The organism is Streptomyces sp. NBC_00400 (assembly GCF_036048035.1).
Taxonomy (GTDB): domain Bacteria; phylum Actinomycetota; class Actinomycetes; order Streptomycetales; family Streptomycetaceae; genus Streptomyces.
On sequence record NZ_CP107940.1, the window covers coordinates 1319460 to 1345691 of the forward strand.

Genomic DNA, 26232 nt, shown 5'->3' on the forward strand with positions numbered 1-26232 from the left:
TGGCGGTGCGGCTGACCGCGCCGTCGCACGGCCGCGGTCAGACCGGCCGGGCGCCTCCTCCGGATGCTCGGGCGGCTCCCCCGGATGCCCGGTCGGCCCGCCCGGCGGTCCGGCCGGCCCGCCCGGACCCCGTGGCCATCAGCAGCGTGTAGAGCGTCAGCGCGGTGGCCAGGCCCACCGCCCAGCCGTAGTCGGCCAGGGGTTTGAGGAACGGGATCAGACCGTGGGCGGGGAAGGGGCCCTTGCCGGGCTGGGAGTAGGAGCCGCCCACCGCCAGCAGGCCGCCGACGGCGAAGGCGAGGACGGCACGCCAGTTCCAGCCGGCCGTGTACCAGTAGCGGCCGCCGGGTCGGTAGAGGTCGGCGAGGTCGAGGACGGTACGGCGGATGATCCAGTAGTCGGCGATGAGGATGCCGGCGACGGTGCCGAGCAGGCCGCCGACCACCCCGAGCCAGGTGAAGATGTACAGCTCGGGGGTGGCGGTGAGCTTCCACGGCAGGATGATCACGCCTACCACGCCGGTGATCAGCGCACCCGTGCGGAAGGTGATGAACTTCGGCGCCAGATGGGCCAGGTCGTAGGCGGGTGAGACGACATTGGCGGCGAGGTTCACGGAGATCGTCGCGATCAGGACCGTGACCAGGGCGAAGAGCAAGCCGAAGACGCTGTCGGACTTCCCGGCCAGCGCGACCGGGTCCCAGATCGGCGCCCCGTACACCGCCTGTGAGCCGGAGGTGACCAGTACGGAGAGCAGGGCGAACGCCGTCATCGTGGTCGGCAGGCCCAGGGTCTGTCCCCAGACCTGGGCCCGCTGCCCGGCTCCGAAGCGGGTGAAGTCGGGGATGTTGAGGGACAGGGTCGCCCAGAAGCCGATCATTCCCATGAGGGACGGGAAGAAGACCGGCCAGAAGTGCTCGCCCCAGCCCAGTGCGCTCGGCTGGTCCAGCAGCGGGCCGAACCCGCCCGCCTTGGCCGCCATCCATCCGAGCAGCGCCAGGGCGCCGACCAGGACGAAGGGTGCGGCCCAGTTCTCGAAGCGGCGCAGGGTCTCCATGCCGCGGTGGATGATGGCGAGTTCGACGGCCCAGAACACCAGGAAGCAGAGCCAGAGGGTCCAGGGGTAGCCGCCGACGGACGTCGCCCTGGCCCAGTCACCGCCGAAGATCTTGCCCAGCAGGACGTAGATGCCCTGGCCGCCGATCCAGGTCTGGATGCCGAACCAGCAGCAGGCCACGGCGGCCCGCACCAGCGCGGGCAGATTGGCGCCGCGCAGCCCGAACGACGCCCGTGCCAGGACGGGGAACGGAATGCCGTACTTCGGGCCCGCATGCCCGGTGAGCAGCATCGGGACGAGGACGACGAGGTTCGCCAGCGCGATGGTCAGGACCGCCTGCTTCCAGTCCATGCCGAGCGCGACCAGGCCGGAGGCGAGGGTCCAGGAGGGGATGTTGTGGGCCATCCCGATCCACAGGGCGGTGAAGTTGTAGGTGGTCCAGCGGCGTTCGGAGAGCGGGACGGGGCGCAGGTCGGCGTTGACGTACCGGCCGTGTGCGGGGATGGCTCCCGGGGCGGGTTCGACGCGGCCGTCCGGGGCGGTGAGCCGGCCCGGGGGCGTTATGGGGAGTTCCGGCGGCAGGGGTGAGGGGGTCGCGGACATGCAGGGGCCTTTCGTCCGGATGCGGGCCGCCCGGGTGGTGGCCGGGCGGCGCGGCATGTCATCGGTCGTGACGCCCGGCCGGCGGGTGACCCCCGCCGTCGGCCGCTGGGGCGCTCGCCCGGTGCTCGCCGGGGCGTCCGGTGCCGCCTCAGTGACGGCGGGGTGCACCCCCTCGTGCCGGCGGCCGTTCAGTCGGCGAAGGCGGGAAGGATCTCCGCTCCGTAGGCGTCGATGGTGGATTCCTTGGCGTCGTGCATGGCGTAGAGCGCGAACTGGTCCACGCCCAGCGCCTGGAGCTGTTGCAGCTTCTCGATGTGCGCGGCGGCCGGGCCGAGCAGGCAGAAGCGGTCGATGACCGCGTCCGACACAAAGCCCGCGTCGGGGTTGCCCGACCGGCCGTGGTGCGCGTAGTCGTAGCCCTCCCGGGACTTGATGTAGGCGGTCAGCTCGTCCGGCACCATGCCGGAGTGCTCGCCGTAGCGTTCGACGAGGTCGGCGACGTGGTTGCCGACCATGCCGCCGAACCAGCGGCACTGCTCGCGGGCGTGGTCCAGGTCGTCGCCCACATAGGCGGGGGCGGCGACACAGATGGTGAGGTCGGCGGGGTCGCGGCCGGCGTCCTTCGCGGCGGTCCGTACGGCCTTGATCATCCATTCGGTGAGGAAGGGGTCGGCCAGCTGGAGGATGAAGCCGTCGGCCAGTTCGCCGGCCATGGCGAGGGCCTTGGGCCCGTAGGCGGCCATCCACACCGGGAGCTTGCCGTCCTTGATCCAGGGGATCTTGATCCGGTGGTCGCCGACGTAGGCCTCCCGGCCCTCGGCGAGATCGCGGATGACGCCGATCGCCTGGCCCAGCCGGGCCAGGGTGTTGGGCGGCCGCCCGGCCACCCGCATCGCGGAGTCGCCGCGGCCGATGCCGCAGACGGTGCGGTTGCCGTACATCTCGTTGAGGGTGGCGAAGGTGGAGGCGGTGACCTCGGGGGCGCGGGTGGAGGGGTTGGTGACCATCGGGCCGACGATCAGCCGCTCGGTGTGTTCCAGGACGCGGCTGTAGAGGACGAACGGTTCCTGCCACAGCACGGTCGAGTCGAAGGTCCAGCCGTAGCGGAAGCCGTTGCGCTCGGCACGGCGCATCAGGGACACCACGGCGGAGGAGGGCGGGTCGGCCTGCAGAACAACTCCGAAGTCCACGGCGGCGCTCCTTAGATGAGGTACTGGCAGGTGCCACGCGGGATGTACTGGCCGTGCCCCGCGCGGCCGGTGAACTCCCGCCTGTCGATGACGAGTTCGCCCCGTGAGAGGACCGTTTCGACCTGACCGGTGAGCTGTTTGCCCTCGTACGCCGAGTAGTCGACGTTCATGTGGTGGGTCTTTGCCGAGATGGTCTGGCGGGCGGCGGGGTCGTAGATGACGAGGTCGGCGTCGGCGCCCGGGGCGATGGTGCCCTTCTTCGGGTAGAGGCCGAACATCCGGGCCGGGGTGGCGCAGGCGATCTCGATCCAGCGGCGGCGGCTGATCCGGCCCTCCACGACGGCCTGGTGGAGGAGGTCCATCCGGTTCTCCACACCGGGCAGCCCGTTGGGGATCTTGGAGAAGTCGCCGCGGCCGAGCTCCTTCTGCCCCTGGAAGCAGAAGGGGCAGTGGTCCGTGGAGACCACCTGGAGGTCGTTGGTGCGCAGCCCGCGCCACAGCGCTTCCTGGTGCTCACGGGGCCGCAGCGGCGTGGAGCAGACGTACTTGGCGCCCCCGAAGTCCGGCTCGGCGAGATTGTCGGTGGACAGGAACAGATACTGCGGGCAGGTCTCGCCGAAGACGTTCAGTCCCTTGTCGCGGGCCTGGGCGATCTCGGCCAGGGCCTCCTCGGCGGAGACATGGACGACGTAGAGCGGTGCGCCGGCCACCCGCGCCAGCTGGATGGTGCGGTGGGTGGCCTCGGCCTCCAGGAGCACCCGGCGGACCTCGCCGTGGTAGCGGGGGTCGGTCTTCCCCTCGGCCAGCGCCTGTTCGACCAGGACGTCGATGGCGATGCCGTTCTCGGCGTGCATCATCACCAGTCCGCCGTTGTCGGCGGAGCGCTGCATCGCGCGCAGGATCTGTCCGTCGTCGCTGTAGAAGACGCCGGGGTAGGCGGTGAACAGCTTGAAGGAGGTGACGCCCTCCGCCACCAGGAGGTCCATCTCCTTGAGGGTGTGCTCGTTGACGTCCGAGAGGATCATGTGGAACGCGTAGTCGATGGCGCACTGGGCGTCGGACTTGGCGTGCCAGGTGTCCAGGCCGGCCCGGAGCGACTTGCCACGGGACTGGACCGCGAAGTCGATGAGGGTGGTGGTGCCGCCCCAGGCCGCGGCGCGGGTCCCGGTCTCGAAGGTGTCGGAGGAGAAGGTTCCGCCGAAGGGGAAGTCCAGGTGGGTGTGGGCGTCGACGCCACCCGGGATGACATATCTGCCGGTGGCGTCGAGGATGCGGTCCGCGGCCTCTGCCCAGCGCTCGGCGGTGGGGTTGCCGTGTGCGGCGAGGGCGGCGATCCGCCCGTCCTCCACCAGGACATCGGCGTGGATCTCGTCGGCGGCTGTGATCACCAGTCCGCCCCGGACGACCGTACGGCTCACCATCCTGCTCCTTCCACACCAGCGACATCGGTGGCACGGGAAGGCGGAGCCGACGCGCACCATCCCCTCGGCAGGTCCGCTCCGCTGACGCCACGCCACAACCGGTCTACACCCGTAGATCGCGGTCGAGAAGGAGACCGTAGAAGCATGTCACCCACGGTGGCAATACCGTGACCGTTAATCAGCGGAGACGTTCGTGTTGCGCCGACGATCATCTGGACGGTTCAACGCGGGGGCCGGGCGCGGCGGCCACGGCACCCGCCGGAGGGGTGCGGGGGCGGCCCGTTGGGCAGGTATGCGCCGACGCCGGCGGGCAATCCTCGCGAGCGCCACAGCATCCTGGCGGACGATGCAGAGAGGCGAGAGGGCATGGAGCACAGCACACCGTGGGAGTTCTCCGACGACCGGGGGCGCCTTGCGGTGGCCGGGGACCGGCCGTTGCGGATCGTGGCGTACATACAGGCGGGGGCGACGCTGTGGGACCACGGCATACGCCCCGTGGGGCTCTTCGGGTCCCAGCACGACGGCGCCGCCCCCGACCCCGCGAAGGGCGGTGAGCTGCCGCTCGCGGAGATCCCCTACCTGGGTTCGGGCGGCGCGCTGCACCCGGACACCCTGCTGGAGGCGGAGCCGGACCTCGTCGTGGCCGTGACGTACGACGGCGAGCAGGTCTACGGCCTGGAGCAGAAGACCGCGCTGGAGCTGGAGGCGCATGTCCCGGTGGCCACGGTCGCGGTGGGCCCGGGGCGGAGCCTGGCCGGGGTGCGTGAACGGTTCGCGGCGCTGGCCGGTTCGCTGGGGCGGGGCGAACCCCTCGGCGCCGCCCGCGAGTTGGACGCCGCGGAGGACGCCCTGCGGCAGGCGACCGGCGGCTCGGTGCGGCCGCGGGTGCTGGCGCTGTCGCCCGCGGGGCCGGAGCGGGTGCATCTGGCGCGGCCCAGTTCCTGGCCGGATCTGCGGGCGCTGACCGAACACGGCGTCGGACTGCTGGAGCCGGCCGCGGGCGCCGGGGTGAACTGGTCCACCGTCGGCTGGGCGGACGCCGCGGCGATGGAGCCGGACATCGTGCTCGGGGACGTACGGGCCAACGCCGCCCGGCCGCAGGAGCTGCGGGCCGACGAGCACTGGCGCGCGATCGAGGCCCGGGCCCGGCTGCTGCCGTGGAACCCGGAGGCCCCGTGCAGCCGGCGCGCGCACACGCGGTTCTTCACCCTGCTGGCCGACACGGTGCGCGAGTTCGCCGGGACGGAGTGAGGCCGGTCCGGGGGCACCGCGGGTGAGCGGGAGCATCGCTCTCCACGAGGCCCCGGCCCGGCACGAAGCCCCGGCCCCGGCCGCAGTTGCGTCGGCTTACGAAGCGTCCGTCATCCCCTGCACCGACCGCAGCGCGTCCGCGAGCAGTTCCGCGCCCTCTTCCGCCTCGGCGACCGTCAGTGTCATCGGGGGTGCGATCCGCAGCGAGGAGCTGCCCTGCCCGCCCTTGCCGACCAGCAGACCGCGTTCCCTGGCGGCCTCCACGACCAGCGAGGCGGCCTCGGGCGAGTGCTCGTCGGTGCCGGGCCGGACCAGTTCGATGCCGATCATCAGGCCGCGGCCGCGCACCTCCCGTACGAGACCGACGCCGGCCGAGACCGCCCGCAGCCGCTCGATGAGCAGGCCGCCGACCCGCCGCGCGTTGCCCTGGAGGTCGTGTTCGAGGAGGTAGTTGAGGTTGGCGAGGCCCGCGGCCATGGTGACGGGGCTGCCGCCGAAGGTGGAGATGGAGTTCGCGGAGAGCGAGTTCATCACCTCGGCGCGGGCCACCACCCCGCCGACGGACATGCCGTTGCCGATGCCCTTGGCGAAGGTGAGCAGGTCGGGCGGGCCGTTGCCGTCGTGCGCCTGCCAGCCCCAGAAGTGGTCGCCGGTGCGGCCCCAGCCGGTCTGCACCTCGTCGCTGATCCAGAGGATGCCGTGCCGGGCGAGCACCTCGCGGAACGCGGCGTAGAGGCCGTCCGGCGGCATGGTGAACCCGCCGACGCCCTGGACCGGTTCGGCGATCAGCGCGGCGACGCCGCCCGCGGTCTGCTGGAGCATGTCCTCCAGGTCGGCGACGCAGGCGGCGATGTACGCGTCGTCGCTCAGCCCGGCGTACGGGCCGCGGCTGCGTACCCCGCCGTGCACATAGAGCGTCTGCAGCGGCGAGAGGCTGGTCGGGGACCAGCTCTGGTTGCCGGTGATGCCGATGGTGGAGAACGACCTGCCGTGGTAGCTGTTGCGCATCGCCAGGATCTGGTTGGAGCGGCGGTGCGTGGTGGCCAGCAGCAGGGCCGCGTCATTGGCCTCCGTACCGGAGGTGGTGAAGAAGACCCGGGCATCGGGGATGCCGGAGAGCGCCACGATCCGCTCCGCCAGCTCGACCATGGGGCGGGAGAGGTAGAGCGTGGAGGTGTGGATGATGCGGCCGGCCTGCTCGCTGACGGCCTTGGTCACCTCGGGCAGCGCATGGGCCGTCATGGTGGTGAGGATGCCGCCGAAGAAGTCGAGGTAGCGGTTGCCGTCGGCGTCGAAGACGTGGCGGCCCTCGCCGTGGGTGAGTTCGAGGGGCCGCTCGTAGTAGAGGCTGAGCCAGGAGGGCAGGACGGCCTGGTGGCGGGCGTGCAGGCTCGCGGGGTCATGGCTCATGGCTGCACCAGCCCGTCGTACGCGTCGGGGCGGCGGTCGCGGTAGAACGCCCACTGCTGGCGGACCTCGTCGATCAGGGCGAAGTCGAGGTCGCGGATGACCAGTTCCTCCTTGGAGTCGCTGGCCACCTCGCCGACGAACCGGCCGCGCGGGTCGACGAAGTAGCTGGTGCCGTAGAAGTCGTTGTCGCCGTACTCCTCGACCCCGACCCGGTTGATCGCCGCGATGAAGTACTCGTTGGCGACGGCCGCCGCGGGCTGTTCCAGCTGCCAGAGGTAGGCGGACAGACCGCGGGAGGTGGCGGAGGGGTTGTAGACGAGCTGGGCGCCGTTGAGGCCCAACTGCCGCCACCCCTCGGGGAAGTGGCGGTCGTAGCAGATGTAGACGCCGATCTTGCCGACGGCGGTGTCGAAGACCGGCCAGCCGGCGTTCCCCGGCTTGAAGTAGTACTTCTCCCAGAAGCCCTTGACCTGCGGGATGTGGTGCTTGCGGTAGGTGCCCAGGACCGTGCCGTCGGCGTCGATGACGGCCGCGGTGTTGTAGTAGAAGCCGGACTGCTCGACCTCGAAGACGGGGACGACGATGACCATGCCGGTCTCGCGGGCGAGGTCCTGCATCCGCCGTACGGTCGGCCCGTCGGGCACCGGCTCGGCCCAGCGGTAGTGCTCGGGCTCCTGGACCTGGCAGAAGTACGGAGCGTTGAAGACTTCCTGGAAGCCGATCACTTTCGCGCCCTGCGCGGCCGCCGCTCTGGCGTACTCCTCATGCTTCGCGATCATCGATTCGGTGTCGCCGGTCCAGGTCGCCTGGACCAGTGCGGCACGCACAACATCGGCCATGAGCTGCTCCTTTGTCGATGCGTCAGCCTGCAGCCCGCGCGGGATCTACGCGTGTGGAGGCGACCGTAAGCCCCGTCACGCACCGTGGCAAGACCATCTCCGCATGGCGCGTCCGGGATATCGACAGGGAAACTTGCAAGTTTCCCTGTCGATATTTACGCTGGAGATATGCCGGAAAAGGACCAGGAACGCCTGGCGACGGAGCTGGGCGCCACCGTCTCCCTGCTCATGCGACATCTGCGCGCCGCCTCGCCGCAGGGGGAGCTCACCCCGACCCAGCGCGCGGTGATCGGCCGGATCGACACCGACGGCGAGGCCACCATCGCCGCCCTGGCGCGCGCCGAGCTGGTCCGCCCGCAGTCGATGCGGCTGACCGTCGGGGCGCTGGAGGAGCGCGGCGTCCTCGCCCGCAGCCCGCATCCGACGGACGGCCGGCAGGTGGTCTTCTCGCTCACCGAGGAGGGCCGCCGGATGCTCGCCGTCGTACGGCAGGCCAAGCAGAACTGGCTGGCCGAGGCCATCGCCGACCGGCTGACCCCGGAGGAGCAGCAGACCCTGGAGTCGGCCACCGCACTGATACGGCGGCTGATGCCGGAATGAACGCCGTGAACGCCGGGATGAATGCCGCTGGGGATGCCGGAACCCCGCAGGACACGGGTGGGCCCGGCACCCCAGCCGGGCCCGCAGCCCCCGGCGCGGCCACCGGCCCCGGCCCGGCCACCGGCTCCAGCGCGGCCGCCGGCCCCGGTCCTGCCTTCGGCGCCCGGCTGATGGCGCCGCTCCTGCTCGGGTCGCTGCTGAACCCGATCAACTCGACGATGATCGCCACCGCCCTGGTGGCCATCGGCCGGGACTTCCGTGTCGGTGCCGCCGACACCGCCTGGCTCATCTCCGCGATGTACCTCGCCAGCGCGGTGGGCCAGCCGTCGATGGGGCGGCTCGCCGACCGCGTCGGGCCCCGCCGGGTGTTCGTCGCCGGCGCGCTGACCGTCTGTGCCGCGGGCGTCATCGGGGCGCTCGCACCCACCTTCGCGCTGCTGATCGTCTCCCGGGTCGTGCTCGGGATCGGCACCGCGGCGGCCTACCCCGCCGCGATGGCGGTGCTGCGCGCCGAGTCCCGTCGGACCGGGCGCCCCACGCCCCGTCGCGTGCTCGGCCGGCTCTCGCTCGCCGCGCTGAGCAGCGCCGCCGTCGGCCCCACGCTCGGCGGACTGCTCGCCGCGACCGCGGGCTGGCGTGCGGTGTTCGCGGTCAACGTCCCGCTCGCGCTGCTCGCCCTGTTCGGCGCGCTCGCCTGGCTCCCCGCGGACCGGAAGGACGCCCGGCCGGGCCGCGCCGGGCCCGCCTCCGGTTCCCTCGACCCGCTGGGCATCGCGCTGTTCGCCGCGGCGCTCACCTGCGCCATGGTCTTCCTGCTGCGCCTGGCGGACCCGCAGTGGCTGCTCCTGGCGCCGGCCGGAGTACTCGCGGGCGTCCTGGTGTGGTGGCAGCTACGGCATCCGGAGCCGTTCCTCGATCTGCGGATGCTCGCCCGGCACGGTGCCCTGGTGCGTTCCTATCTCCGCCAGGGGCTGACCTATCTCGTCATCTACTGCGTGCTGTACGGCTTCAGCCAGTGGCTGGAGCAGGCGTACGGCGCCTCCTCCTTCCAGGCCGGGCTGATCCTGCTGCCGATGTCCCTGGCGGCCGCGGTCTGCTCGCTCGTGGGCGCCAGGACGAAGGGCATCCGCGCCCCGCTGACCCTCGCCGCGGCCTGTCTCGCCCTGGGCAGCGCGGCCCTCCTCATGCTGCAGGGCACCGGCCCGCTGGTCGCGCTGCTCTGCGCCGGGGCGCTCTTCGGCATCCCGCAGGGCCTGTCCGCCACCGGCAATCAGGCCGCCGTCTACGCCCAGGCCCCGGCCGACGGGGTGGGCGCGGCCGCCGGGCTCCAGCGCACCGCCCAGTACCTCGGCGCCATCACCGCGTCCGGCCTCATCGGGCTGCTCTACGGGCAGCGCGCCTCGGACTCCGGGCTGCACGCGATCGCGCTGATCGGCATCGCGCTCGGCCTGCTGCTGCTCGTCCTGACCCTCGCCGACCGCGGCCTGCGGCCCGGCGCCACCGGGAGCGGCGTCTGAAACCGGCCATCGGGCACCGGCCACTCGCCGCGACGGCCACGCCCGCAACACCTCCACCACCCCTCACCACACAAGGAGCACCCATGCCCGCCACCACCCTCGACACCGCGACCGCCCTGGTCCTCATCGACCTGCAGAAAGGCATCGCCGGCCTGCCCGGCGCACCGGTGCCCTCCACCGAGGTCGTCGAACGGGGCGCACGGCTGGCCGCCGCGTTCCGTGCGCGCGGGCTGCCCGTCGTCCTGGTGAACGTCACGGGCGGCGCCCCGGGCCGTACGGAATCCGCGCGGCCCGCCGGCAGCCCGCCCGCCGACTGGGCCGAGCTGGCCCCCGAGCTCGACCGGCAGCCCGCCGACATCCTCGTCACCAAGCAGCAGTGGGGCGCCTTCCACGGCACGAACCTGGATCGGGAGCTGCGCCGCCGGGGGGTGACCCAGGTCGTCCTCGCCGGCATCGCCACCAGCATCGGCGTGGAGTCCACCGCCCGCGCCGCGCACGAGCACGGCTACCACGTCACCCTCGCCACCGACGCGATGACCGACCTGGACGCCGACGCACACCGCAACAGCCTGGAGAAGATCTTCCCGCGGCTGGGCGAGACCGGTACGACCGAGGCGATCCTCGGACTCCTCGGCTGAGGCGCGGGGGCAAGCATCCCGGGGGCGTACACCGCAGGCAGGTACGCCTCAGGGATGCTTGCCCCCGCGCCTCAGGGATGCGCGCCTCAGGGGCGTACGCCGTCGAGCGACGCCGGATGCTCCGCAGGCCGCCGCTCGTGCCAGCGCAGATCGTCCTGGAGCTGGGCGGCCAGCGAGATCAGGCGCGGCTCGCCGTGGGCGGGGCCGAGCAGTTGCGCGCCCAGTGGCAGGCCGCCGGCGCTGAATCCGGCGGGGACGCTCACGCCCGGCCAGCCGAGGACGTTCCACGGCCAGGCGTACGGGCAGGCGGCGATCATGGCCTGATCCGTACGCCAGCCGCTGAGCTTGGCAAGGGTGCCGATCCGCGGGGGCGGGGTGGCGGTGGTCGGCGTCAGCAGGACGTCATAGGGGCCGAACAGCGCGCCGATCCGGCGCTGTTGACGCCTCTCGACGGCCCGTGCCCGGCGCAGTACCGGCCCGCCGAGCAACCGGCCCATCCGTGCCGCCTCCCGCGTACGGCGGTCCAGGAGGGCGGGGTCGGGGACCCGGCCCGCCCACTCCCCCACCCCGGCCGTGGCGCGCGGGACGAAGGCCAGTCCGACCAGCCCGTAGTCCGGCTCCGCCTCCTCCACGAAGTGCCCCAGCCGGGCCAGGGTGCGGGCCACGCCCGTCACCGCGTCCCGGACATCGGGGTGCAGCGGCTTGGGGGTGAAGGTGAAGGCGGCCTTCCACGACAGCGCGATACGCAGCCGGCCCGGGTCGCGGCCGGCCGCCTCGCGCGCCGCGATGGCGGGCGGCCGGTGCAGATCGCCGTCGTGGTTGCCGCTGGCCACGTCCAGCAGCAACGCCGCGTCCTCGACCGTACGGGCCAGCGGTCCGATACCGGTGATGCCCTGGAAGGCCTCCGGGTCCGGCCAGGTGGAGATACGGCCGCGCTGGGGTTTGATGCCGACGAGATGGGTCCAGGCGGCGGGGATGCGGACCGAACCGGCGCCGTCGGTGCCGAGCGCGGCCGGTACCAGCCCGGCCGCGACCGCGGCGGCCGAACCGCCGGAGGAGCCGCCCGGGGTGTGGGCGAGGTTCCAGGGGTTGCAGGTGTTGCCGAAGGCCGGGCCCTCGGTGAACGGCCACTGTCCCAGTTCGCAGGCGTTGGTCTTGCCGACGATGACCGTCCCGGCCGCGCGCAGCCGCCGGACGACCTCGGCATCGCGCTCCTTGGGCGGGAACTCGCCGGCGCAGCCGAACGCGGTGGGTTCGCCCGCCACATCGGTGTCGTCCTTGACGGCGACCGGCACCCCGAGCAACGGCAGCCGCTCGCCGTGCGCCAGTCTGCGGTCGGCCTCTGCGGCCTCCGCCATCGCCGCCTCGGCCCGTACCCGCCGGAAGGCGTTGACGCCGGCCTGGGTGGCCTCGATGCGTTCCAGCGACCGCTGTACCAGCGCGGTCGAGGTCACCCGCCCCTCGGCCAGCGCCCGCGCCTGCTCGGCGAGGCCTTCCCACTCCCCGGCCGTGACACCGATGCGCCGGGCCGGGGCCGGCCCGGTCCCGCTGTCCTGGCTCTCGTCAACGCTCACGCTGCGCGCCCTCCCTGGAACCGCTCATTCGAACGAACGGTTCCAGGGAGGCTAATCGTCACGGCGAGGGCCATCAACGATGCCGCGCGGTGCGCCACATCGACGACACACGGACGGCACACAGCGGCCCGCCGTGTTCCGGCGGTATGACGCCCGGTCACGCACCAGGGGCGCGACGGGCGGTGCACACCGTGACGGGACGGGCCGTGCACACCGTCACGACGGGTGGACGACCCTTGCCGAGCCGCCGCCGCGGCGTACCTTCTCCGCCGCGGCCAGCCAGCGGCCGTCCGGCAGCCGCTGGACGCCGGTCGCCGCGCCGATCTCCGGGTTCTGCTTGAACACATGTCCGATCGCCTCGAGTTGCCCGCGGACCGGGCTGTTCCACAGGCCGGGTTCGAGTTCCGTCGTCGCCGCGTTGCGCTGGCTGGCGCGCGGGGCGGCGATGGCGTCGACCAGCGGCATTCCGCGGTCGAGGTGGTTGACCAGGGTCTGCAGCACGGTCGTGATGATGGTCGCGCCGCCGGGCGAGCCGAGCGCCACCACCGGCCGGCCGTGGCGCAGCACGACCGTCGGCGAGAGGGACGAGCGCGGCCGCTTGCCGGGCCCCGGAAGGTTGGGGTCATGGACCGCCGGATCCACGGGCGCGAAGGAGAAGTCCGTGAGCTCGTTGTTGAGCAGGAAGCCGCGGTGCGGGACGACGATGCCGCTGCCGCCGGTCTGCTCGATGGTCAGGGTGTAGGCGACGACATTGCCCCACTTGTCGGCGACGGTCAGATGGGTGGTGTTCTCCCCCTCGTACGTCGTCGGGACGCCCTTGCCGCCGCCGGCGCAGCGCTGCGGATGGCGCGGGTCGCCGGGTGCGAGCGGGCTGGTCAGCGCCTTGTCGTCGCGGATCAGGCAGGCCCGGGAGTCGGCGAAGCGCTGGGAGGTGAGGGCCTTGGCCGGTACGTCTTCCTGCGCCGGGTCGCCGACCCAGCGGCCGCGGTCGGCGAAGGCGATCCGGCTCGCCTCCAGGTACCGGTGGAGGTACTGCTTCTCGCTCAGCCGCGAGACATCGCTCCGCTCCAGGATGTTGAGCGCCTCGGCGATGCTGGTGCCGCCCGAGGAGGACGGCCCGATGCCGTAGACGTCGAGGCCACGGTAGCGGGTGTGGGTCGGCGCGTGGCCGAGCGCGCGGTAGGTGCGCAGATCGGCCGCGGTCAGCTTGCCGGGCCGCACCTTGCGGGTGGCTCCGGAGCGCACCGGTGGCTTGCCGACGGTACGGACGATGTCCCGGCCCAGTGCGCCGTCGTAGAGCTCCCGTACGCCCTTCGCCGCCAACTCCCCGTAGGTACGCGCCAGATCGGGGTTCTTGAACGTCGAACCGACCGCCGGCAGCTTGCCGCCGGGCAGGAAGAGGCCGGCGGTCGCGGGGAAGTCCTTGAAGCGCGCCTCGTTGTCCGCGGTCTGCTGGCGGAAGGTCGCATCGACGGTGAAGCCGCCCGCGGCCAGCTGCCGGGCGGGCCGCAGCACCTGCCCCAGTGACCGGCTGCCCCATGCGCGCAGGGCGGTGTCCCAGGTGGCGGGGGTCCCGGGGGTGCCGACGCTCAGGCCGCTGGTGACCGCGTCGGCAAACGGGATCGGGGTGCCGTTCTCCAGGAAGAGGTCCCGGCCGGCGGAGCGCGGGGCGGTCTCCCGGCCGTCGAGGGTGCGTACGGTCCGGGACGTGGCGTCGTAGTAGACGAAGTAGCCGCCGCCCCCGATACCCGAGGAGTAGGGCTCGGTGACGCCGAGGGCGGCGGCGGTGGCGACCGCCGCGTCCACGGCGTTGCCGCCCTGTTCGAGCACCGAGATACCGGCGGCCGAGGCATCCGCGTCGACGCTGGAGACGGCCCCGCCGGAGCCGACGGCGACCGGTGTCTTCTCCGGTGTGGCGGTGGGGGCGCGGTCCTGGGCCGCGGGAGCGGGCCGGGCGGGTGCGGCAGGTGGTGCGGCGGGCGCGGCGGCGGCCGGGACCGCCACCAGGGAGCCGGCCAGCGCGGCGGCCGCTCCCAGGACGGTGAGGCGTCGGGCTCTGCTCATACCGGATATTCCTCCTGAGCGTGCGCACGGGGGGGGCGGCAGGGGCCGGAGCCTACTCGGCCCAACAGCCCGCGGACAGAGGGCTTTTCGCCTGTCGGCGCCCTGATGACGGCGGGGATCAGCTACCCCCTTTTCCGTACGGAACAGGTACGCCGGTACGGACCGGGGCAAGCCGCCCCGGGCCCCCGCCCCGCCCTCGAACACCCACCCGGTGAGCCGCTACGCTCCCCGGCCATGGACGACACCCTGCAGCTCCTGACCGCGGCGGCCGTGGCCCTGATCGTGGGCCTGGCGGCCGGCTGGGCCGTGCACTCGGCGACGGTCCGGCGGAAGCTGACCCGCGAACAGGGCTTCTTCGGGCTGCCGGACGGTTCGGAGTGCGTGCTGGTCACCCACCGGGACAGCTCCTCGGCGCACTGGAGCATCCCCCGTCATGACGCGCTGGCGCTGCTCGGGCTGGCCGCGGTGATCGAGAACTGCGGCGCGCACCCCGAGGTGGCCCCGCACGACACCGGCCTGCAGGGCTTCGGGGCGCGCACCGAGTTCTGTGTCGGTGACCCGACCGCCCACCGGCGGCTGGCGGCCCATCTGGCCAATCTGCTGCCGGGCGTCACGGTGCACCCGGGCGACGAGTCCGGCGCGGGCCGCGGCACCTTCACGATCGGCGGCACGGCGTACCGGATGGAGCCGGGCGCGGTCGAATATGTCCTGCTGGCGCGGCTGACCGCCGGTGAGGGCGGCGACCGCCCGGTGTTCCTGGCGGCCGGCCAGCGCCCGGTCACCCACCGGGCCGCGGTCCGCCATCTGGTCCGCAACCGGGCCCGGCTGGCCCGTAAGCACGGCGCCGACGGCCAGTTCTGTCTGCTGCTGAAGGTGGTCAACTCGCAGGCGTACGGACCCGATGTCGTCGAGCTGGTCGCCGATGTCACCAAGGCCGCGCTCACGGCCGCGGAACCGAAGGGCCACCGGGCGGCGGCCTGAGACCGGAAGGCAGTCGGGCCGGTCTCCGCCCGGCACACCAACGGGCAGCCACCTCCCCCTTCTGCCAAGCTCGGAGGCATGATCGCCGGCCTCCGCTCACCCGTCCTGCACTGGACCGGTGTGCTGCCGGTGCTGGCAGTGGTGCTGCTGGCCCTGACATGGGGGCGCGCGCTGCCGGTCGCCCTGGTGGTGCTGGTGTCGTGCTTTCTGGCCGGGGCGGTGCTGGCCGCGGTGCATCACGCGGAGGTGATCGCGCACCGGGTGGGAGAGCCCTTCGGGTCACTGGTCCTGGCGGTCGCGGTGACCATCATCGAGGTGGCGCTGATCGTCACGCTGATGGCCGACGGCGGCGCCAAGAGCGCCACGCTGGCCCGGGACACCGTCTTCGCGGCGGTGATGATCACCTGTAACGGCATCGTGGGGCTGTCCTTGCTGGTCGGCTCGCTCCGGCGCAAGGTCGCCGTCTTCAACGCCGAGGGCACCGGCGCGGCGCTGGCGGCGGTCACCACGGTGGCCGGTCTGAGCCTGGTTCTGCCGACGTTCACCACCAGCACGCCGGGGCCCCGGTTCTCCACCCCGCAGCTGATCTTCGCCGCTCTGGCCGCGCTGGTCCTCTACGGCCTGTTCGTGACCACCCAGACGGTCCGGCACCGGGACTACTTCCTTCCGGTGACCACGTCCGGCGAGGTGATCCACGGCGAGGACCATGCGGACCCGCCCTCGGCACGGGCCGCGCTGACCAGCCTCGGGCTACTGGCGCTGGCACTGATCGCGGTGGTCGGCCTGGCCAAGGCGGTGTCACCGGCCGTCGAATCCGGTGTGGCCGCGGCCGGTCTGCCCTCGTCCGTGGTGGGCATTGTGATCGCGCTGCTGGTCCTGCTGCCGGAGAGCATCGCGGCGGTCCGCGCGGCGCACCGTGACCGGGTGCAGACGAGCCTGAACCTGGCCCTCGGCTCGGCGATGGCCAGCATCGGCCTGACCATCCCGGTCGTCGCGCTGGCCACCGTCTGGCTGCCGGTCCCCCTGGCCCTGGGCCTGGGTGCCGGCCATCTGGTGCTGCTCGCCCTGACCGTGATCGTCGGCACCCTGACGGTGATCCCCGGCCGCGCCACCCCGCTGCAGGGCGGCGTCCATCTGACTCTGCTCGCCGCATACATCGTGCTGGCGGTCAGCCCGTAGCGCGAGGGACACCGGCCGGGCGGGTGTCTGTCCGCGCCCGCCCCGCCGGGGAGTGTCTCCCCTGGCCAGGCCCTTAGCTAGGCCCTGTTGTCACGCCCCCCGACGGGAGCCGGTAGGGCACATTGACCACCGTCACCCCCGGCGTGAACAGCAGCCGCGCCTTGAGCCGGAGTGCGCTCTGGTTGTGCAGCGGCTGTTCCCACCAGCGCCCGACGAGGTATTCGGGGATGACGACCGTGACGGCGCCGCCCGGGTGCCGGGCACTGACGCCCAGGACGTAGTCGATCACCGGCTGGGTGAAGTCCCGGTAGGGGGCACTGAGCACCTGCAGGGGTACGTCGATGTCATGGGCGTCCCACTGCTCGCGCAGCCCGCGCACATCGCCGGGATCGATGGCGACGATCAGCGCGTCCAGCGAGGTGGGGCGCATCGCACGGGCATAGCCGAGGGCCTTGAGCGTGGGCGCGTTCAACGCGTTGACCAGCACCAGGACATAGTTTCCTGCCGGCTCCCAGGGCCGCGCGTCCGGGGCAACCGCCACCTCCCGCGAGACCCTTGCGTAGTGCTGGTGTACCGCACGCATCCCCATGAAGAGCAGCGGCATGGCGATCACCACGATCCATGCGCCGTGCGTGAACTTGGTGATCAGGACGACGACCAGGACCACTCCGGTGAGTACCGCGCCGACCGCGTTGATCGCCTGGGAGCGCCGGTGCCGGACCCGTTCCCGGGCCGGCAGCCCGCGTTCGGCGAGGACGGTCCGCCAGTGCCGGACCATGCCGGTCTGGGAGAGCGTGAAGGAGACGAAGACGCCGATGATGTAGAGCTGGATGAGGTGGGTGAGTTCCGCCTTGAACAGGATGATCAGCCCGATGGCGGCCAGTGCCAGCAGGATGATGCCGTTGGAGAACACCAGCCGGTCACCGCGGTTGTGCAGCTGCCGGGGGACATAGCGGTCCTCGGCGAGGATCGACGCGAGCATCGGGAAGCCGTTGAAGGCGGTGTTGGCGGCGAGGATCAGCACCCCGGCCGTGAACGCCTGCAGCAGATAGAAGAGCACGGTGACCTCGCCGAAGGTGGCGCGGGCGATCTGGGCGAGGGCGGTGGAGGTCGGGGTGTTCGGCGGCAGCCCCAGTTCGGTGGGCTCCACTGCGACATGCACGTCGTAGAGCATGGCCAGGGCCGTGATCCCGGCGAACATGGTGACGGAGAAGAACCCCATGATCAGCAGCGTGGTGGCGGCGTTGCGGCTCTTCGGTCTGCGGAAGGCGGGCACCCCGTTGCTGATCGCCTCGACGCCCGTCAGGGCCGTGCAGCCGGAGGCGAAGGCCCGCATTCCCAGCAGGACCAGCGCCAGGCCCGTGTAGTGCGAGACGGCGTGCAGCGGCAGCTCGGCGGATTCGGCGCGGGGGGTCGCGCCGGTGGCGATCCGCACCGCCGCGAACGCGAACATCAGATAGATGAAGAAGACGAACCCGTAGGTGGGAACGGCGAAGACCCGCCCCGATTCCCGGACCCCGCGCAGGTTCATCATCGCCAGCAGCGCCACGAACCCGACGGACAGCGCCACGTCATGGCCGCCGAGCGACGGAATCGCGGAGGTGATCGCGGCGACGCCGGAGACCACGGACACCGCCACGGTGAGCACATAGTCCACGAGCAGCGCACTGGCGGCGGTGAGCGCCGCGTTCCGCCCGAGATTCTGCGCGCTGACGATGTAGGCCCCGCCGCCACCGGGGTACGCGTAACAGGTCTGCCGGTAGGACGCCACCACGACGACCAGCACCAGCACGATGGCGGCCGCGGCGTACCAGGTCAGATGGAGCAGAGCGACCCCGCCCAGGCCGACGACCAGCAGGATCTCCTCGGTGGCGTAGGCGACCGAGGACAGCGGGTCGCTGCAGAAGATCGGCAGCGCCAGTCGCTTCGGCAGCAGCGTCTCGCCGAGCCGCGCACTGTCCAGCGGACGGCCCACCATCATCCGCTTCGGCCTGAAGAATGGACTCATAGGCGGACAAACTATGGTCCGCCCGTCGGGGGCGGAGGGAGGCTCGCGGAGCCGCCGCGCCGCACGGCCGCGGGCCGGCGGCCCCCTTCCCCGGGCCGCGCCGCCGGCCCCTTCCGTGCGAACTCCGTGCGAGCCGATCGGGTGCGGAACACGGCCTGGCCGGTGTCGATCCCGGTGCCGCCGCGGACCGCATGAGAGCACGTGGAGGATGGCATCCGATCAGCGCACGACGACGCGGCGGAGGTTCGTGCAGGCCGCGGTCGTGGTCGGGGTGCTCTCCGCCGGCCGCGCACTGCTCCCGGCCGGCAGCGGCGCTCCGGAGACCGGCGGGCCGCCACGGGCCCGGCCCCGGCCGCCGGCCCCGCACGCCGTGCCGGCCGGGCCTGTCCCGGACGGCGGTCCGGCCGGTGCGGCGCCCGACCCGCATGCGTACCGGCTCCGCCCGATGGCCGGCGAAACCTCCCGGTCAGGCCCGGGCTCCTCGCCACCGCATCCCGAGGTCGCCTTCCACCTCTCCACCGACCGCCGCGAAATCTTCCTCACCTTCGACGACGGACCCCACCCCTTCCACACCCCCCACGTCCTGCGGATTCTGCGCCGGCACGACGTGCGCGCCACGTTCTTCGTCATCGGCGAGAACGCCATCGAATTCCCGGGGCTGCTGTGCGACATCGCCGACGAGGGCCATGCCGTCGGCAATCACACCTGGACGCATCCGCAGCTGACCGCGCTGCCGCCGGGTGCCGTCCGCAGCGAACTCGGCCGCACCAGCAGCCTGATCAAGGACATTCTCGGTACCGCCCCCGACCTGGCCCGCGCCCCGTACGGCGAGTGGGACGACCCCACCCTGAGCATCTGCAACGACCTGGGCATGTCCCCCGTCGGCTGGGCGATCGACTCACAGGACTGGACCGTCCCCGGAGCCCGGGCCATCGCGCACACCGTCCTGGACGCGATGCACCCCGGCGCGATCGTCCTGTCGCACGACGGGGGCGGTGACCGCCGGCAGACCGTCGCGGCCCTGGAGTGGTATCTGCCGCGCCTGCTGGACGAGGGCTACCGTCCGATCCGCATCGAGCCCTGAGGGCCCGCGCCCCGGAGGCGACGACCGGGCCGGCCGGCATCGGGAGGGGGAGACCGGCGACGGCAGGCATCGGGTGAGAGCGGTCACCCGGTGCCCCGGAAACTCACCCTATGGTTTATCGTTCAATTGGAAGCGGGTGCCGGCACGACGGCGTCCGAGGGCCCTCCCCCAGGGAAGCCGGCCCGCCGCCGCACGGCAGCAGGCCCGTAGGCCACCGCCGTCACCGCCCGCGCCCCCACAGCCGCCCCGGCCGAATTCCCCCGTTCGGCCGGGGCTTCCCCTTGTCCCGTTCCCTTGCCCCGTCCCCTTGCCCGTCCCGACGTTCCGTCTTCCCCGACGTTCCGTCTTCCCCGACGTTCCGTCTTCCCCGACGTTCCGTCTTCCCGTTGTCCCGCCGACCGGAGACGGAGACGGAGGTGGAGGCGGAGGCGGAGGCGGGACAAGCGCGCTCAGCGCAGATACGACGCCCCGTTGACGTCGAGCACCGTCCCGGAGGTCCAGACCGCCTCCGGTGAAGCGAGATAGTGGACGGCGGACGCCACCTCCTGCGGTGTGGCGACCCGGCCGAACGGGCTCTGCTCGCGGACCTCCTCCGTGAGGCGGTCCGCGACCCGCTCGGTGGCCACGAAACCAGGGGCCACGGATGCCACGCCGATGCCGTACGGCGCCAGATGGACCGCCAGCGACTGCCCCATCGCGTGCAGCGCCGCCTTGGACGCGCCGTACGCCGGATGATCCGGCTCGCCGCGGAACGCCCCACGCGACCCGATGCTCACGATCCGTCCCTCCACCTCTCGCTCGATCATGCTCCGCGCCGCGTGGTAGGTGACGTCCGCCGCCCCCAGCAGGTTCACGTCCACGATCTGCCGCCAGGCGCTCCGCCAGTCGTCGAACGACGTACGGTCCAGTGGATGCGCCCGGTTCGCGGCCGCGTTGTTGACGAGCACATCGACGCCGCCCAGCCCGTCCACGGCCGCCTCGACGACCGCCGCCGCCCCCTCCGGGGTGCTCACATCCCCCTGCACCAGCACATGCCCGCTCCCCGCCAGCCCCTCGAACGCCTCCTGCGCCGCCGCCCGCCGCGACGCGTAATGCAGGGCCACCCGGTCCCCGTGCGCGGCGAAGATCTCGGCAACCGCCCGGCCGATCCCCCGCGAAGCCCCGGTCACCAGCACCGCCCGGCTCATCGGACCCCCTCCGCTCCGGCGCGCGGACGGCTCGCACCGACACCGCCGCTACGGGACAGCAACCGCTCAGCAAACGACCAGGGATGGTTCATCAACAGATCAATCCTTACCTCGTGCCATGTCACCGACGTGCGTAAGGAATCGTAAGGAGCCGCACCGGATACAGGCACGGTCGGCCGGACGGCCACGCACCCTCGGCCGGACGGCCACGCCCTCAAGGAATGCCGGGCATAGAGTCCGTGGATGCCGTTCCATCACAATTGACCACTACCACCGGCTGCTGTTACGACACCTGCCGAAGACCTGCCGCACGGCGCTCGATGTGGGCTGCGGGACGGGCCGGTTCGCCCGCCGGCTGGCCGGGCGGGGAATCGACGTCCATGCGGTGGAGCCGTCGGCCGAGGCCCTTGCGCACGCGAGGAACAGCTCCCCACGGCCGGCCCGGGCCTGACCGGCTGCCCGCCCGGCCGCCCTGCCGCCCTGCCGCCCGGCCGCCCGGACTGACCGCCCGGCCCCACCCGATCTGCGAGCACCCCCGGATCCGACGATCATCGACATATGGCCCCGTCCGCCGAGCCCGGCTCGGCTTCGTACCCCGTGATCCGGCCGATGCTGGCCACGGTCGGCCCGTTGCCCGCCGAGCACGAGGCGACGGCCTGGGCTTTCGAGGCCAAATGGGACGGTGCGCGCTGCATCGTCAACACTCCCGGCGACGGAACGATCCGGCTGATCACCCGGGCGGGCAACGACGCGACCACGACCTACCCGGAACTGGGGCCGCTGGGCGAACAGCTGCGGGGCCGGTCCGCGGTGCTCGACGGTGAGGTGGTGGTACTGGACGCGCGCGGTCGGCCGGATTTCGGGCTGCTGCAGCGCCGGATGGGCGTGGTGAACCCGCGCCGCACGGCCCGGCTCGCCATGGAGTACCCCGTGCAGCTCGTCCTCTTCGACCTCATGTACCTGGACGGCTCGCTGCTCGGTTCGCCGTACTACGAGCGTCGCCGGCTGCTGTCCGCGCTGCGGCTGCGCGGCCCGAACTGGTCGGCGCCGGAGTATGTGGAGGGCCATGGGCAGCAGGCCTGGGAGGCCTCGCTGCAGGGCGGCCTCGAAGGTGTGGTGGCGAAGCGGCTGACCTCCGCGTATCTGCCGGGCGTCCGGTCACCCGAGTGGCGCAAGACGAAGCATCTGCTGAGCCTCGATGTGATCATCGGGGGCTGGACCGAAGGCCACGGCGGGCTGGCCGGCCTGCCCGGTTCCGTCCTGGCGGGTATCGCCGAACCCGCGGGGCTGCGGTACGTGGGCTCCGTCGGCTCGGGGCTGTCCGGCCGGGAGCGTCAGGAGCTGGCGCACTACCTGGGAGTGATCCCGCTGGACCGCTCCCCGTTCATCAACCCCGTGGACACACCTGGCGCTCACTGGGCCGAGCCCCGGCTCGTCGCCGAGATCACGCTCAGCGGCTGGACCTCGGCCGGCCGGCTGCGGCATCCGATCTGGCACCGGCTGCGCCCCGATCTCACCCACCTCGGCTGAGTGCGGGCATACCGGCGCCGCGCCGGGAAGGCTCGCCCTCAGGACTCCGCGCAACGGCAGACGGAAGGAGCCGGTGATGAACCGCCCCACCGACAGCACCACAGGCAGCACCACCGACGGCACCGCAGGCAGCAACGCAGGCAGCAACGCAGGCGGTCATACCCACGGCACCACAGGCAGTCCCTCGGACGGCACCTCGCCCGCCACCACCGAGGGCAACCCGGCCTACGGCAAGAAGCCCTTCAAACGCTCCAAGAGCCACTTCGCGGACCGCATCACGGCGGACGGCCGCGACGGCTGGCCGGTCGAGGCCGGCCGCTACCGCCTGGTGGTCAGCCGCGCCTGCCCCTGGGCGAGCCGTGCCGTCATCTCCCGACGGCTGCTCGGCCTGGAGGACGCGATCTCGCTCGCCCTCACCGATCCGGTCCAGGACGACCGCAGCTGGCGCTTCACCCTTGAGCCGGACGGCCGCGACCCCGTCCTCGGCATCCGCTTCCTCAGCGAGGCCTACGACGCCCGCGAGAAGGGCTACCCGGGCGGCGTCAGCGTCCCCGCCGTCGTGGACGTACCCAGCGGGCAGCTCGTCACCAACGACTTCCAGCAGATCACCCTGGACTTCGCGACGGAGTGGCAGGCGCTGCACCGGCCCGGCGCACCCGATCTCTACCCCGAGCCGCTGCGCGAGGAGATCGACGTGGTCATGGCGGGCATCTACCGGGATGTCAACAACGGTGTGTACCGGGCCGGTTTCGCCACCGGGCAGAGCGATTACGAGGCCGCCTTCCACGATCTGTTCCGGCGCCTGGACCTGCTGTCCCAGCGGCTGGCCGACCGGCGCTACCTCGTGGGCGACACCCTCACGGAGGCCGACATCCGGCTGTTCACCACGCTGGTCCGCTTCGATGCCGTCTACCACGGGCACTTCAAGTGCAACCGGTTCAAGCTGGCCGAGGACCCGGTGCTGTGGGCCTACGCCAAGGACCTCTACCAGACCCCCGGCTTCGGCGACACCGTCGACTTCCACCACATCAAGCAGCACTACTACCGGGTGCACACGGGCATCAACCCGACCGGCATCGTCCCGCTCGGGCCGGACCTCTCCGGCTGGCTGACCCCGCACCACCGCGAGGAGTTGGGCGGACGGCCGTTCGGCGACGGCACTCCGCCCGGCCCGGTACCGCCGGCCGAGGAGGTCCCGCCCAGCGGACGCCCCGACGCCGCGCCGAGCGGCTTCTGAAGCCGCGCCGAGCGGCTTCTGAAGCGGCCCCGACCGGCTTCCGAAGGGGTCCCGGCCGCTTCGCCGGCTCCCGGCCGCCGGACCGGCCCCGGCTCCCGGAGCATGAGACCCTGAAAACAGAGAACAATCCCCCTCTCCTTGCCCCACTCCCACTCCCACTCCCACCCCACCCCACCCCACGATCCACACACTCCAGCGAGGAGTGAGCCCGATGAGGATGGTCCTGACGGCCCGTATACCTACCCAGACAGGCAATGAACTGATCCAGAACAGCCAGCTGTCGAAGATCATGGAGTCGGCCTTCGCCGCGCTGCAGCCCGAGGCGGCCTACTTCACCCTCGACGAGGGCGAGCGCACCGCCTTCTTCTACTTCGACATGAGGGAGTCCTCGCAGATGCCGACTCTCCTCGAATCCTTCTTCATGGACCTGAACGCGAAGGTCTCGCTGCGGCCGGTGATGAATGCCGAAGAATGGCGCACCGGACTCTCGGAGCTGATGAGCGGCACCTGAGCCGGGCCTCGAACCAGGCGCCCGAACCGGGCACCTGCTCCACACCGCGGTGAACCACACCGCGGTGAACCGTACGCCCCTCCCTCACTCCGGCGCGCTGTCCTCCGGCATCCCCCGCGCCAGCCCGGCCAGCACATCGAGCGCCCCGGCCAGCGTGTCGACGGACGGCGAGGCGAGGGCCAGGCGTACGGCGCCCGGCGCATGGCCCGGACCGACGGCGAACGCCCCGGAGGGGGTGACCGCGATGCCACGGCGGGCAGCGGCGGCGACGAAGGTATCGGCCCGCCAGGGGTCCGGCAGTTCCCACCAGCAGTGATACGCCCGCGGATCGGCCCGGACCCGGAAGCCGGCGAGCCGTTCGGCAACGATCCGCTGGCGCGCGGCGGCATCGCTGCGCTTCTCCTCCTCGATGGCCGCCGCGGTGCCGTCGGCCATCCAGCGGGTGGCGGCGTCGAGCGCGAAGCGGGAGGCCGCCCAGGTCCCCGACCTGAGGGCGGTCGCGAAGTCCTGGGTGGTGCCCGTGGGCACCGTGAGGAACCCCAGCGACAGGCCGGGCGCGAGCCGCTTGGACAGGCTGTCGACGACCACGGTGCGCTCCGGCGCGAGGGCCGCGAGCGGCGGCAGGTCGTTGCGGAGGAATCCGTAGATGGCGTCCTCGATGACATGGATGCCCAACTCCCGCAGAACGGCGGCGAGTTCTGCACGGCGCGGGCCGGGCATGGTGGTGCCGAGCGGATTGTGCAGGGCCGGCTGGACGTAGACGGCGCGCAGCGGAGCGGCGGCCCGCAGCGCTTCGGGGGTCAGGCCGTGCTCGTCCATGGCGAGCGGGACGAGCGTGACGCCGAGGCGGGTCGCGATGCCCTTGACGACGGGGTAGGTGAGCGCTTCGACGCCGAGGCGTTCACCGGCCGGGACCAGTGCGGCGACCGCCGCGGCCACCGCCTGCCGGCCGTTGCCCGCGAAGAGCAGCTGCCCGGGGTCCGGCGCCCAGTCGGCGCGGGCGAGGTGGGCGGCCGCGGTCCGGCGGGCCACGGCCGTACCGGCGGCGCCCACCGGGCGGAGCGCGGCGGCCAGGGCGTCGGGACGGACCAGATGCTCCAGGCTCTTGGCGAGGAGCGCGGGGTGGTGCGGCAGAACGGGGAAGTTCATCTCCAGGTCGACCCTGGCACCGCCCGGCTCGGCCAGGGCGGGCTCGGCCGCGGGCGCGGCGGTGCGGACGAAGGTACCGCGGCCGACCTCCCCCACCGTCAGACCGCGTCGGCTCAATTCCCGGTACACCCGGGCCGCCGTGGAGCCGGCGATGCGCCGGTTCCTGGCGAACCTGCGCAGCGGCAGCAGCCGGTCCCCGGGGCGGAGCCGGCCGGCAGCGATGTCGGCCGCGAGCTCATCGGCAATCACGCGATAGTCGTCCATCGGTCACTTCCTACATTGCACCGAGTACATTATTTACATTGTGCCGAGAGATTGCCCTCTATAGCATCGAGGAGTCAAGCCACAGCAGAGGAGACACCTTCCATGGGATCGGTCTTTCACCGAGAGATCACTGTCGGGTACGAGGACGAGGGCAGCGGCGAGCCGCTGGTGCTCGTACACGGGCACCCCTTCAACCGTTCGATGTGGCGCCCGCAGACCGAGTACTTCAGCCGGGCCGGCCGGCGGGTGATCGCCCCGGACCTCCGGGGCTACGGGGACAGCACGGTGACCCCCGGCGCAACCCCTCTGGCGACGTTCGCCCGGGACCTCGTCGACCTGCTCGACCACCTCGGGATCGAGCGCTGCACCCTCGGCGGCCTCTCGATGGGAGGCCAGATCGTCATGGAGTGCTACCGGCTCTTCCCGGAACGGATCAGCGCCCTGCTGCTCGCCGACACCTTCGCCGCGGCGGAGACCCCGGACGGCAAGACCGCGCGCTACGACATGGCGGAGCGGCTGCTCCGCGAGGGCATGTCCGGCTACGCGCACGAGGTGCTGGACAAGATGGTCTCCCCGGACACGATCGCCGCCCGGCCGGACGTCGCCGCGCACGTCCTGGAGATGATGACCACCACGCCCCCCGAAGGTGCGGCCGCCGCCCTGCGCGGCCGCGCCGAACGCCCCGACTACACCGAACTGCTGCCCCGGATCACGGTGCCGACCCTGGTGGTGGTCGGCAGCGAGGACACCTACACCCCGGTGAGCGACGCCCGCCACCTGAACGAACACATCCCGGATTCCCGTCTGACGATCATCGAACAGGCGGCCCACATGCCGAACCTGGAACAGCCGCACACCTTCAACGCGGCACTGCACGAATTCCTCAACTCACAGCCGAAGGCCGCAGCAGCAGCCGCCCCGCAGAGCTGATCACCACCGCG

Annotated in this window: 21 protein-coding genes and 1 pseudogene; 12 read left to right on the plus strand and 10 right to left on the minus strand. The window is 72.2% G+C overall.

What is annotated here, in order from left to right; translation table 11 throughout:
- Positions 1 to 37: 37 nt before the first annotated feature.
- From OHS81_RS05885 to hydA, 3 genes are all read right to left on the minus strand, one after another.
- Positions 38 to 1657, minus strand: a complete 1620-nt coding sequence (locus tag OHS81_RS05885; protein ID WP_328383096.1) for an NCS1 family nucleobase:cation symporter-1 — start codon at positions 1655 to 1657, stop codon at positions 38 to 40.
- Positions 1658 to 1845: 188 nt separating this feature from the next.
- The gene (locus tag OHS81_RS05890) at positions 1846 to 2847 is read right to left on the minus strand and encodes a TIGR03842 family LLM class F420-dependent oxidoreductase (RefSeq protein ID WP_328383097.1); all 1002 of its coding nucleotides are present in this window, start codon (positions 2845 to 2847) and stop codon (positions 1846 to 1848) included.
- 11 nt (positions 2848 to 2858) lie between these two features.
- On the minus strand, positions 2859 to 4268 hold the full coding sequence (hydA, locus tag OHS81_RS05895) for a dihydropyrimidinase (protein ID WP_328383098.1): 1410 nt from the start codon (positions 4266 to 4268) through the stop codon (positions 2859 to 2861).
- Positions 4269 to 4634: 366 nt separating this feature from the next.
- On the opposite strand from hydA, the gene OHS81_RS05900 reads away from it, so the two are divergent.
- Entirely contained in the window at positions 4635 to 5519 is an 885-nt protein-coding gene (locus tag OHS81_RS05900; protein WP_328383100.1) for an ABC transporter substrate-binding protein, read from the plus strand.
- 96 nt (positions 5520 to 5615) lie between these two features.
- Here OHS81_RS05900 and OHS81_RS05905 read toward each other — a convergent pair whose 3' ends face one another.
- Positions 5616 to 6929 carry an aspartate aminotransferase family protein gene (locus OHS81_RS05905; protein WP_328383102.1) on the minus strand — a complete coding sequence of 438 codons (1314 nt, stop codon included), beginning with the start codon at positions 6927 to 6929 and terminating at the stop codon, positions 5616 to 5618.
- Entirely contained in the window at positions 6926 to 7768 is an 843-nt protein-coding gene (locus OHS81_RS05910; RefSeq protein WP_328383104.1) for a nitrilase-related carbon-nitrogen hydrolase, read from the minus strand. The genes OHS81_RS05905 and OHS81_RS05910 overlap by 4 nt, the downstream gene beginning before the upstream one ends.
- Before the next feature lie 168 nt (positions 7769 to 7936).
- On the opposite strand from OHS81_RS05910, the gene OHS81_RS05915 reads away from it, so the two are divergent.
- The 3 genes from OHS81_RS05915 to OHS81_RS05925 all read left to right on the plus strand — a co-directional run bounded on the left by OHS81_RS05915 (position 7937) and on the right by OHS81_RS05925 (position 10523).
- The gene (locus tag OHS81_RS05915; RefSeq protein ID WP_328383106.1) at positions 7937 to 8368 is read left to right on the plus strand and encodes a MarR family winged helix-turn-helix transcriptional regulator; all 432 of its coding nucleotides are present in this window, start codon (positions 7937 to 7939) and stop codon (positions 8366 to 8368) included.
- A 170-nt stretch (positions 8369 to 8538) separates the two neighbouring features.
- Entirely contained in the window at positions 8539 to 9885 is a 1347-nt protein-coding gene (locus tag OHS81_RS05920) for an MFS transporter (protein ID WP_443058832.1), read from the plus strand.
- 83 nt (positions 9886 to 9968) lie between these two features.
- Positions 9969 to 10523 carry an isochorismatase family protein gene (locus tag OHS81_RS05925; protein WP_328383110.1) on the plus strand — a complete coding sequence of 185 codons (555 nt, stop codon included), beginning with the start codon at positions 9969 to 9971 and terminating at the stop codon, positions 10521 to 10523.
- 86 nt (positions 10524 to 10609) lie between these two features.
- On the opposite strand, the gene OHS81_RS05930 is transcribed toward OHS81_RS05925, so the two are convergent.
- Both OHS81_RS05930 and ggt read right to left on the minus strand, forming a co-directional pair.
- Complete coding sequence (locus tag OHS81_RS05930) at positions 10610 to 12097, minus strand: amidase (RefSeq protein ID WP_328383111.1); 1488 nt, start codon at positions 12095 to 12097, stop codon at positions 10610 to 10612.
- Positions 12098 to 12313: 216 nt separating this feature from the next.
- A complete protein-coding gene (ggt, locus tag OHS81_RS05935) occupies positions 12314 to 14161 on the minus strand; it encodes a gamma-glutamyltransferase (protein WP_328383112.1) in 1848 nt (615 codons plus the stop codon).
- A gap of 234 nt (positions 14162 to 14395) precedes the next feature.
- On the opposite strand from ggt, the gene OHS81_RS05940 reads away from it, so the two are divergent.
- Complete coding sequence (locus OHS81_RS05940) at positions 14396 to 15142, plus strand: hypothetical protein (protein WP_328383113.1); 747 nt, start codon at positions 14396 to 14398, stop codon at positions 15140 to 15142.
- A gap of 78 nt (positions 15143 to 15220) precedes the next feature.
- Positions 15221 to 16321 (plus strand): calcium:proton antiporter, encoded by a 1101-nt coding sequence (locus OHS81_RS05945; RefSeq protein ID WP_328383115.1) that lies wholly within the window; start codon positions 15221 to 15223, stop codon positions 16319 to 16321.
- A gap of 73 nt (positions 16322 to 16394) precedes the next feature.
- Here the strand turns inward: OHS81_RS05945 and OHS81_RS05950 are convergent, their stop codons facing one another.
- Positions 16395 to 18329: an APC family permease gene (locus tag OHS81_RS05950; protein ID WP_328383117.1), complete on the minus strand. Its 1935-nt coding sequence runs from the start codon at positions 18327 to 18329 to the stop codon at positions 16395 to 16397.
- Between the two features lie 208 nt (positions 18330 to 18537).
- Here OHS81_RS05950 and OHS81_RS05955 point away from each other — a divergent pair, with 208 nt between their 5' ends.
- Positions 18538 to 19413, plus strand: a complete 876-nt coding sequence (locus OHS81_RS05955) for a polysaccharide deacetylase family protein (protein ID WP_328383119.1) — start codon at positions 18538 to 18540, stop codon at positions 19411 to 19413.
- A 449-nt stretch (positions 19414 to 19862) separates the two neighbouring features.
- Here OHS81_RS05955 and OHS81_RS05960 read toward each other — a convergent pair whose 3' ends face one another.
- Positions 19863 to 20600, minus strand: coding sequence for an SDR family NAD(P)-dependent oxidoreductase (locus tag OHS81_RS05960; protein ID WP_328383121.1), 738 nt, complete (start codon positions 20598 to 20600; stop codon positions 19863 to 19865).
- 243 nt (positions 20601 to 20843) lie between these two features.
- On the opposite strand from OHS81_RS05960, the pseudogene OHS81_RS05965 reads away from it, so the two are divergent.
- From OHS81_RS05965 to OHS81_RS05980, 4 genes and pseudogenes are all read left to right on the plus strand, one after another.
- Positions 20844 to 21030: pseudogene (locus tag OHS81_RS05965) on the plus strand (class I SAM-dependent methyltransferase); the annotation flags it as partial.
- Positions 21031 to 21158: 128 nt separating this feature from the next.
- Positions 21159 to 22130 carry a non-homologous end-joining DNA ligase gene (gene ligD, locus OHS81_RS05970; protein ID WP_328383122.1) on the plus strand — a complete coding sequence of 324 codons (972 nt, stop codon included), beginning with the start codon at positions 21159 to 21161 and terminating at the stop codon, positions 22128 to 22130.
- A 76-nt stretch (positions 22131 to 22206) separates the two neighbouring features.
- Complete coding sequence (locus OHS81_RS05975; protein ID WP_328383124.1) at positions 22207 to 23367, plus strand: glutathione S-transferase family protein; 1161 nt, start codon at positions 22207 to 22209, stop codon at positions 23365 to 23367.
- A gap of 211 nt (positions 23368 to 23578) precedes the next feature.
- A complete protein-coding gene (locus tag OHS81_RS05980) occupies positions 23579 to 23878 on the plus strand; it encodes a hypothetical protein (RefSeq protein WP_328383126.1) in 300 nt (99 codons plus the stop codon).
- Between the two features lie 84 nt (positions 23879 to 23962).
- Here OHS81_RS05980 and OHS81_RS05985 read toward each other — a convergent pair whose 3' ends face one another.
- Positions 23963 to 25291 carry an aminotransferase-like domain-containing protein gene (locus OHS81_RS05985; RefSeq protein WP_328383128.1) on the minus strand — a complete coding sequence of 443 codons (1329 nt, stop codon included), beginning with the start codon at positions 25289 to 25291 and terminating at the stop codon, positions 23963 to 23965.
- A gap of 102 nt (positions 25292 to 25393) precedes the next feature.
- On the opposite strand from OHS81_RS05985, the gene OHS81_RS05990 reads away from it, so the two are divergent.
- Positions 25394 to 26221: an alpha/beta fold hydrolase gene (locus OHS81_RS05990; RefSeq protein WP_328383129.1), complete on the plus strand. Its 828-nt coding sequence runs from the start codon at positions 25394 to 25396 to the stop codon at positions 26219 to 26221.
- Positions 26222 to 26232: the final 11 nt, after the last annotated feature.

What these genes read in the sequence shown, in the direction of transcription:
- OHS81_RS05885 (WP_328383096.1), bottom strand. Translation starts at nt 1,657, where the DNA reads ATGTCCGCGACCCCCTCACCCCTGCCGCCGGAACTCCCCATAACGCCC.
- hydA (WP_328383098.1), bottom strand. Translation starts at nt 4,268, where the DNA reads ATGGTGAGCCGTACGGTCGTCCGGGGCGGACTGGTGATCACAGCCGCC.
- OHS81_RS05900 (WP_328383100.1), top strand. Translation starts at nt 4,635, where the DNA reads ATGGAGCACAGCACACCGTGGGAGTTCTCCGACGACCGGGGGCGCCTT.
- OHS81_RS05905 (WP_328383102.1), bottom strand. Translation starts at nt 6,929, where the DNA reads ATGAGCCATGACCCCGCGAGCCTGCACGCCCGCCACCAGGCCGTCCTG.
- OHS81_RS05910 (WP_328383104.1), bottom strand. Translation starts at nt 7,768, where the DNA reads ATGGCCGATGTTGTGCGTGCCGCACTGGTCCAGGCGACCTGGACCGGC.
- OHS81_RS05915 (WP_328383106.1), top strand. Translation starts at nt 7,937, where the DNA reads ATGCCGGAAAAGGACCAGGAACGCCTGGCGACGGAGCTGGGCGCCACC.
- OHS81_RS05920 (WP_443058832.1), top strand. Translation starts at nt 8,539, where the DNA reads ATGGCGCCGCTCCTGCTCGGGTCGCTGCTGAACCCGATCAACTCGACG.
- OHS81_RS05925 (WP_328383110.1), top strand. Translation starts at nt 9,969, where the DNA reads ATGCCCGCCACCACCCTCGACACCGCGACCGCCCTGGTCCTCATCGAC.
- ggt (WP_328383112.1), bottom strand. Translation starts at nt 14,161, where the DNA reads ATGAGCAGAGCCCGACGCCTCACCGTCCTGGGAGCGGCCGCCGCGCTG.
- OHS81_RS05940 (WP_328383113.1), top strand. Translation starts at nt 14,396, where the DNA reads ATGGACGACACCCTGCAGCTCCTGACCGCGGCGGCCGTGGCCCTGATC.
- OHS81_RS05945 (WP_328383115.1), top strand. Translation starts at nt 15,221, where the DNA reads ATGATCGCCGGCCTCCGCTCACCCGTCCTGCACTGGACCGGTGTGCTG.
- OHS81_RS05950 (WP_328383117.1), bottom strand. Translation starts at nt 18,329, where the DNA reads ATGAGTCCATTCTTCAGGCCGAAGCGGATGATGGTGGGCCGTCCGCTG.
- OHS81_RS05955 (WP_328383119.1), top strand. Translation starts at nt 18,538, where the DNA reads ATGGCATCCGATCAGCGCACGACGACGCGGCGGAGGTTCGTGCAGGCC.
- OHS81_RS05960 (WP_328383121.1), bottom strand. Translation starts at nt 20,600, where the DNA reads ATGAGCCGGGCGGTGCTGGTGACCGGGGCTTCGCGGGGGATCGGCCGG.
- ligD (WP_328383122.1), top strand. Translation starts at nt 21,159, where the DNA reads ATGGCCCCGTCCGCCGAGCCCGGCTCGGCTTCGTACCCCGTGATCCGG.
- OHS81_RS05975 (WP_328383124.1), top strand. Translation starts at nt 22,207, where the DNA reads ATGAACCGCCCCACCGACAGCACCACAGGCAGCACCACCGACGGCACC.
- OHS81_RS05980 (WP_328383126.1), top strand. Translation starts at nt 23,579, where the DNA reads ATGAGGATGGTCCTGACGGCCCGTATACCTACCCAGACAGGCAATGAA.
- OHS81_RS05985 (WP_328383128.1), bottom strand. Translation starts at nt 25,291, where the DNA reads ATGGACGACTATCGCGTGATTGCCGATGAGCTCGCGGCCGACATCGCT.
- OHS81_RS05990 (WP_328383129.1), top strand. Translation starts at nt 25,394, where the DNA reads ATGGGATCGGTCTTTCACCGAGAGATCACTGTCGGGTACGAGGACGAG.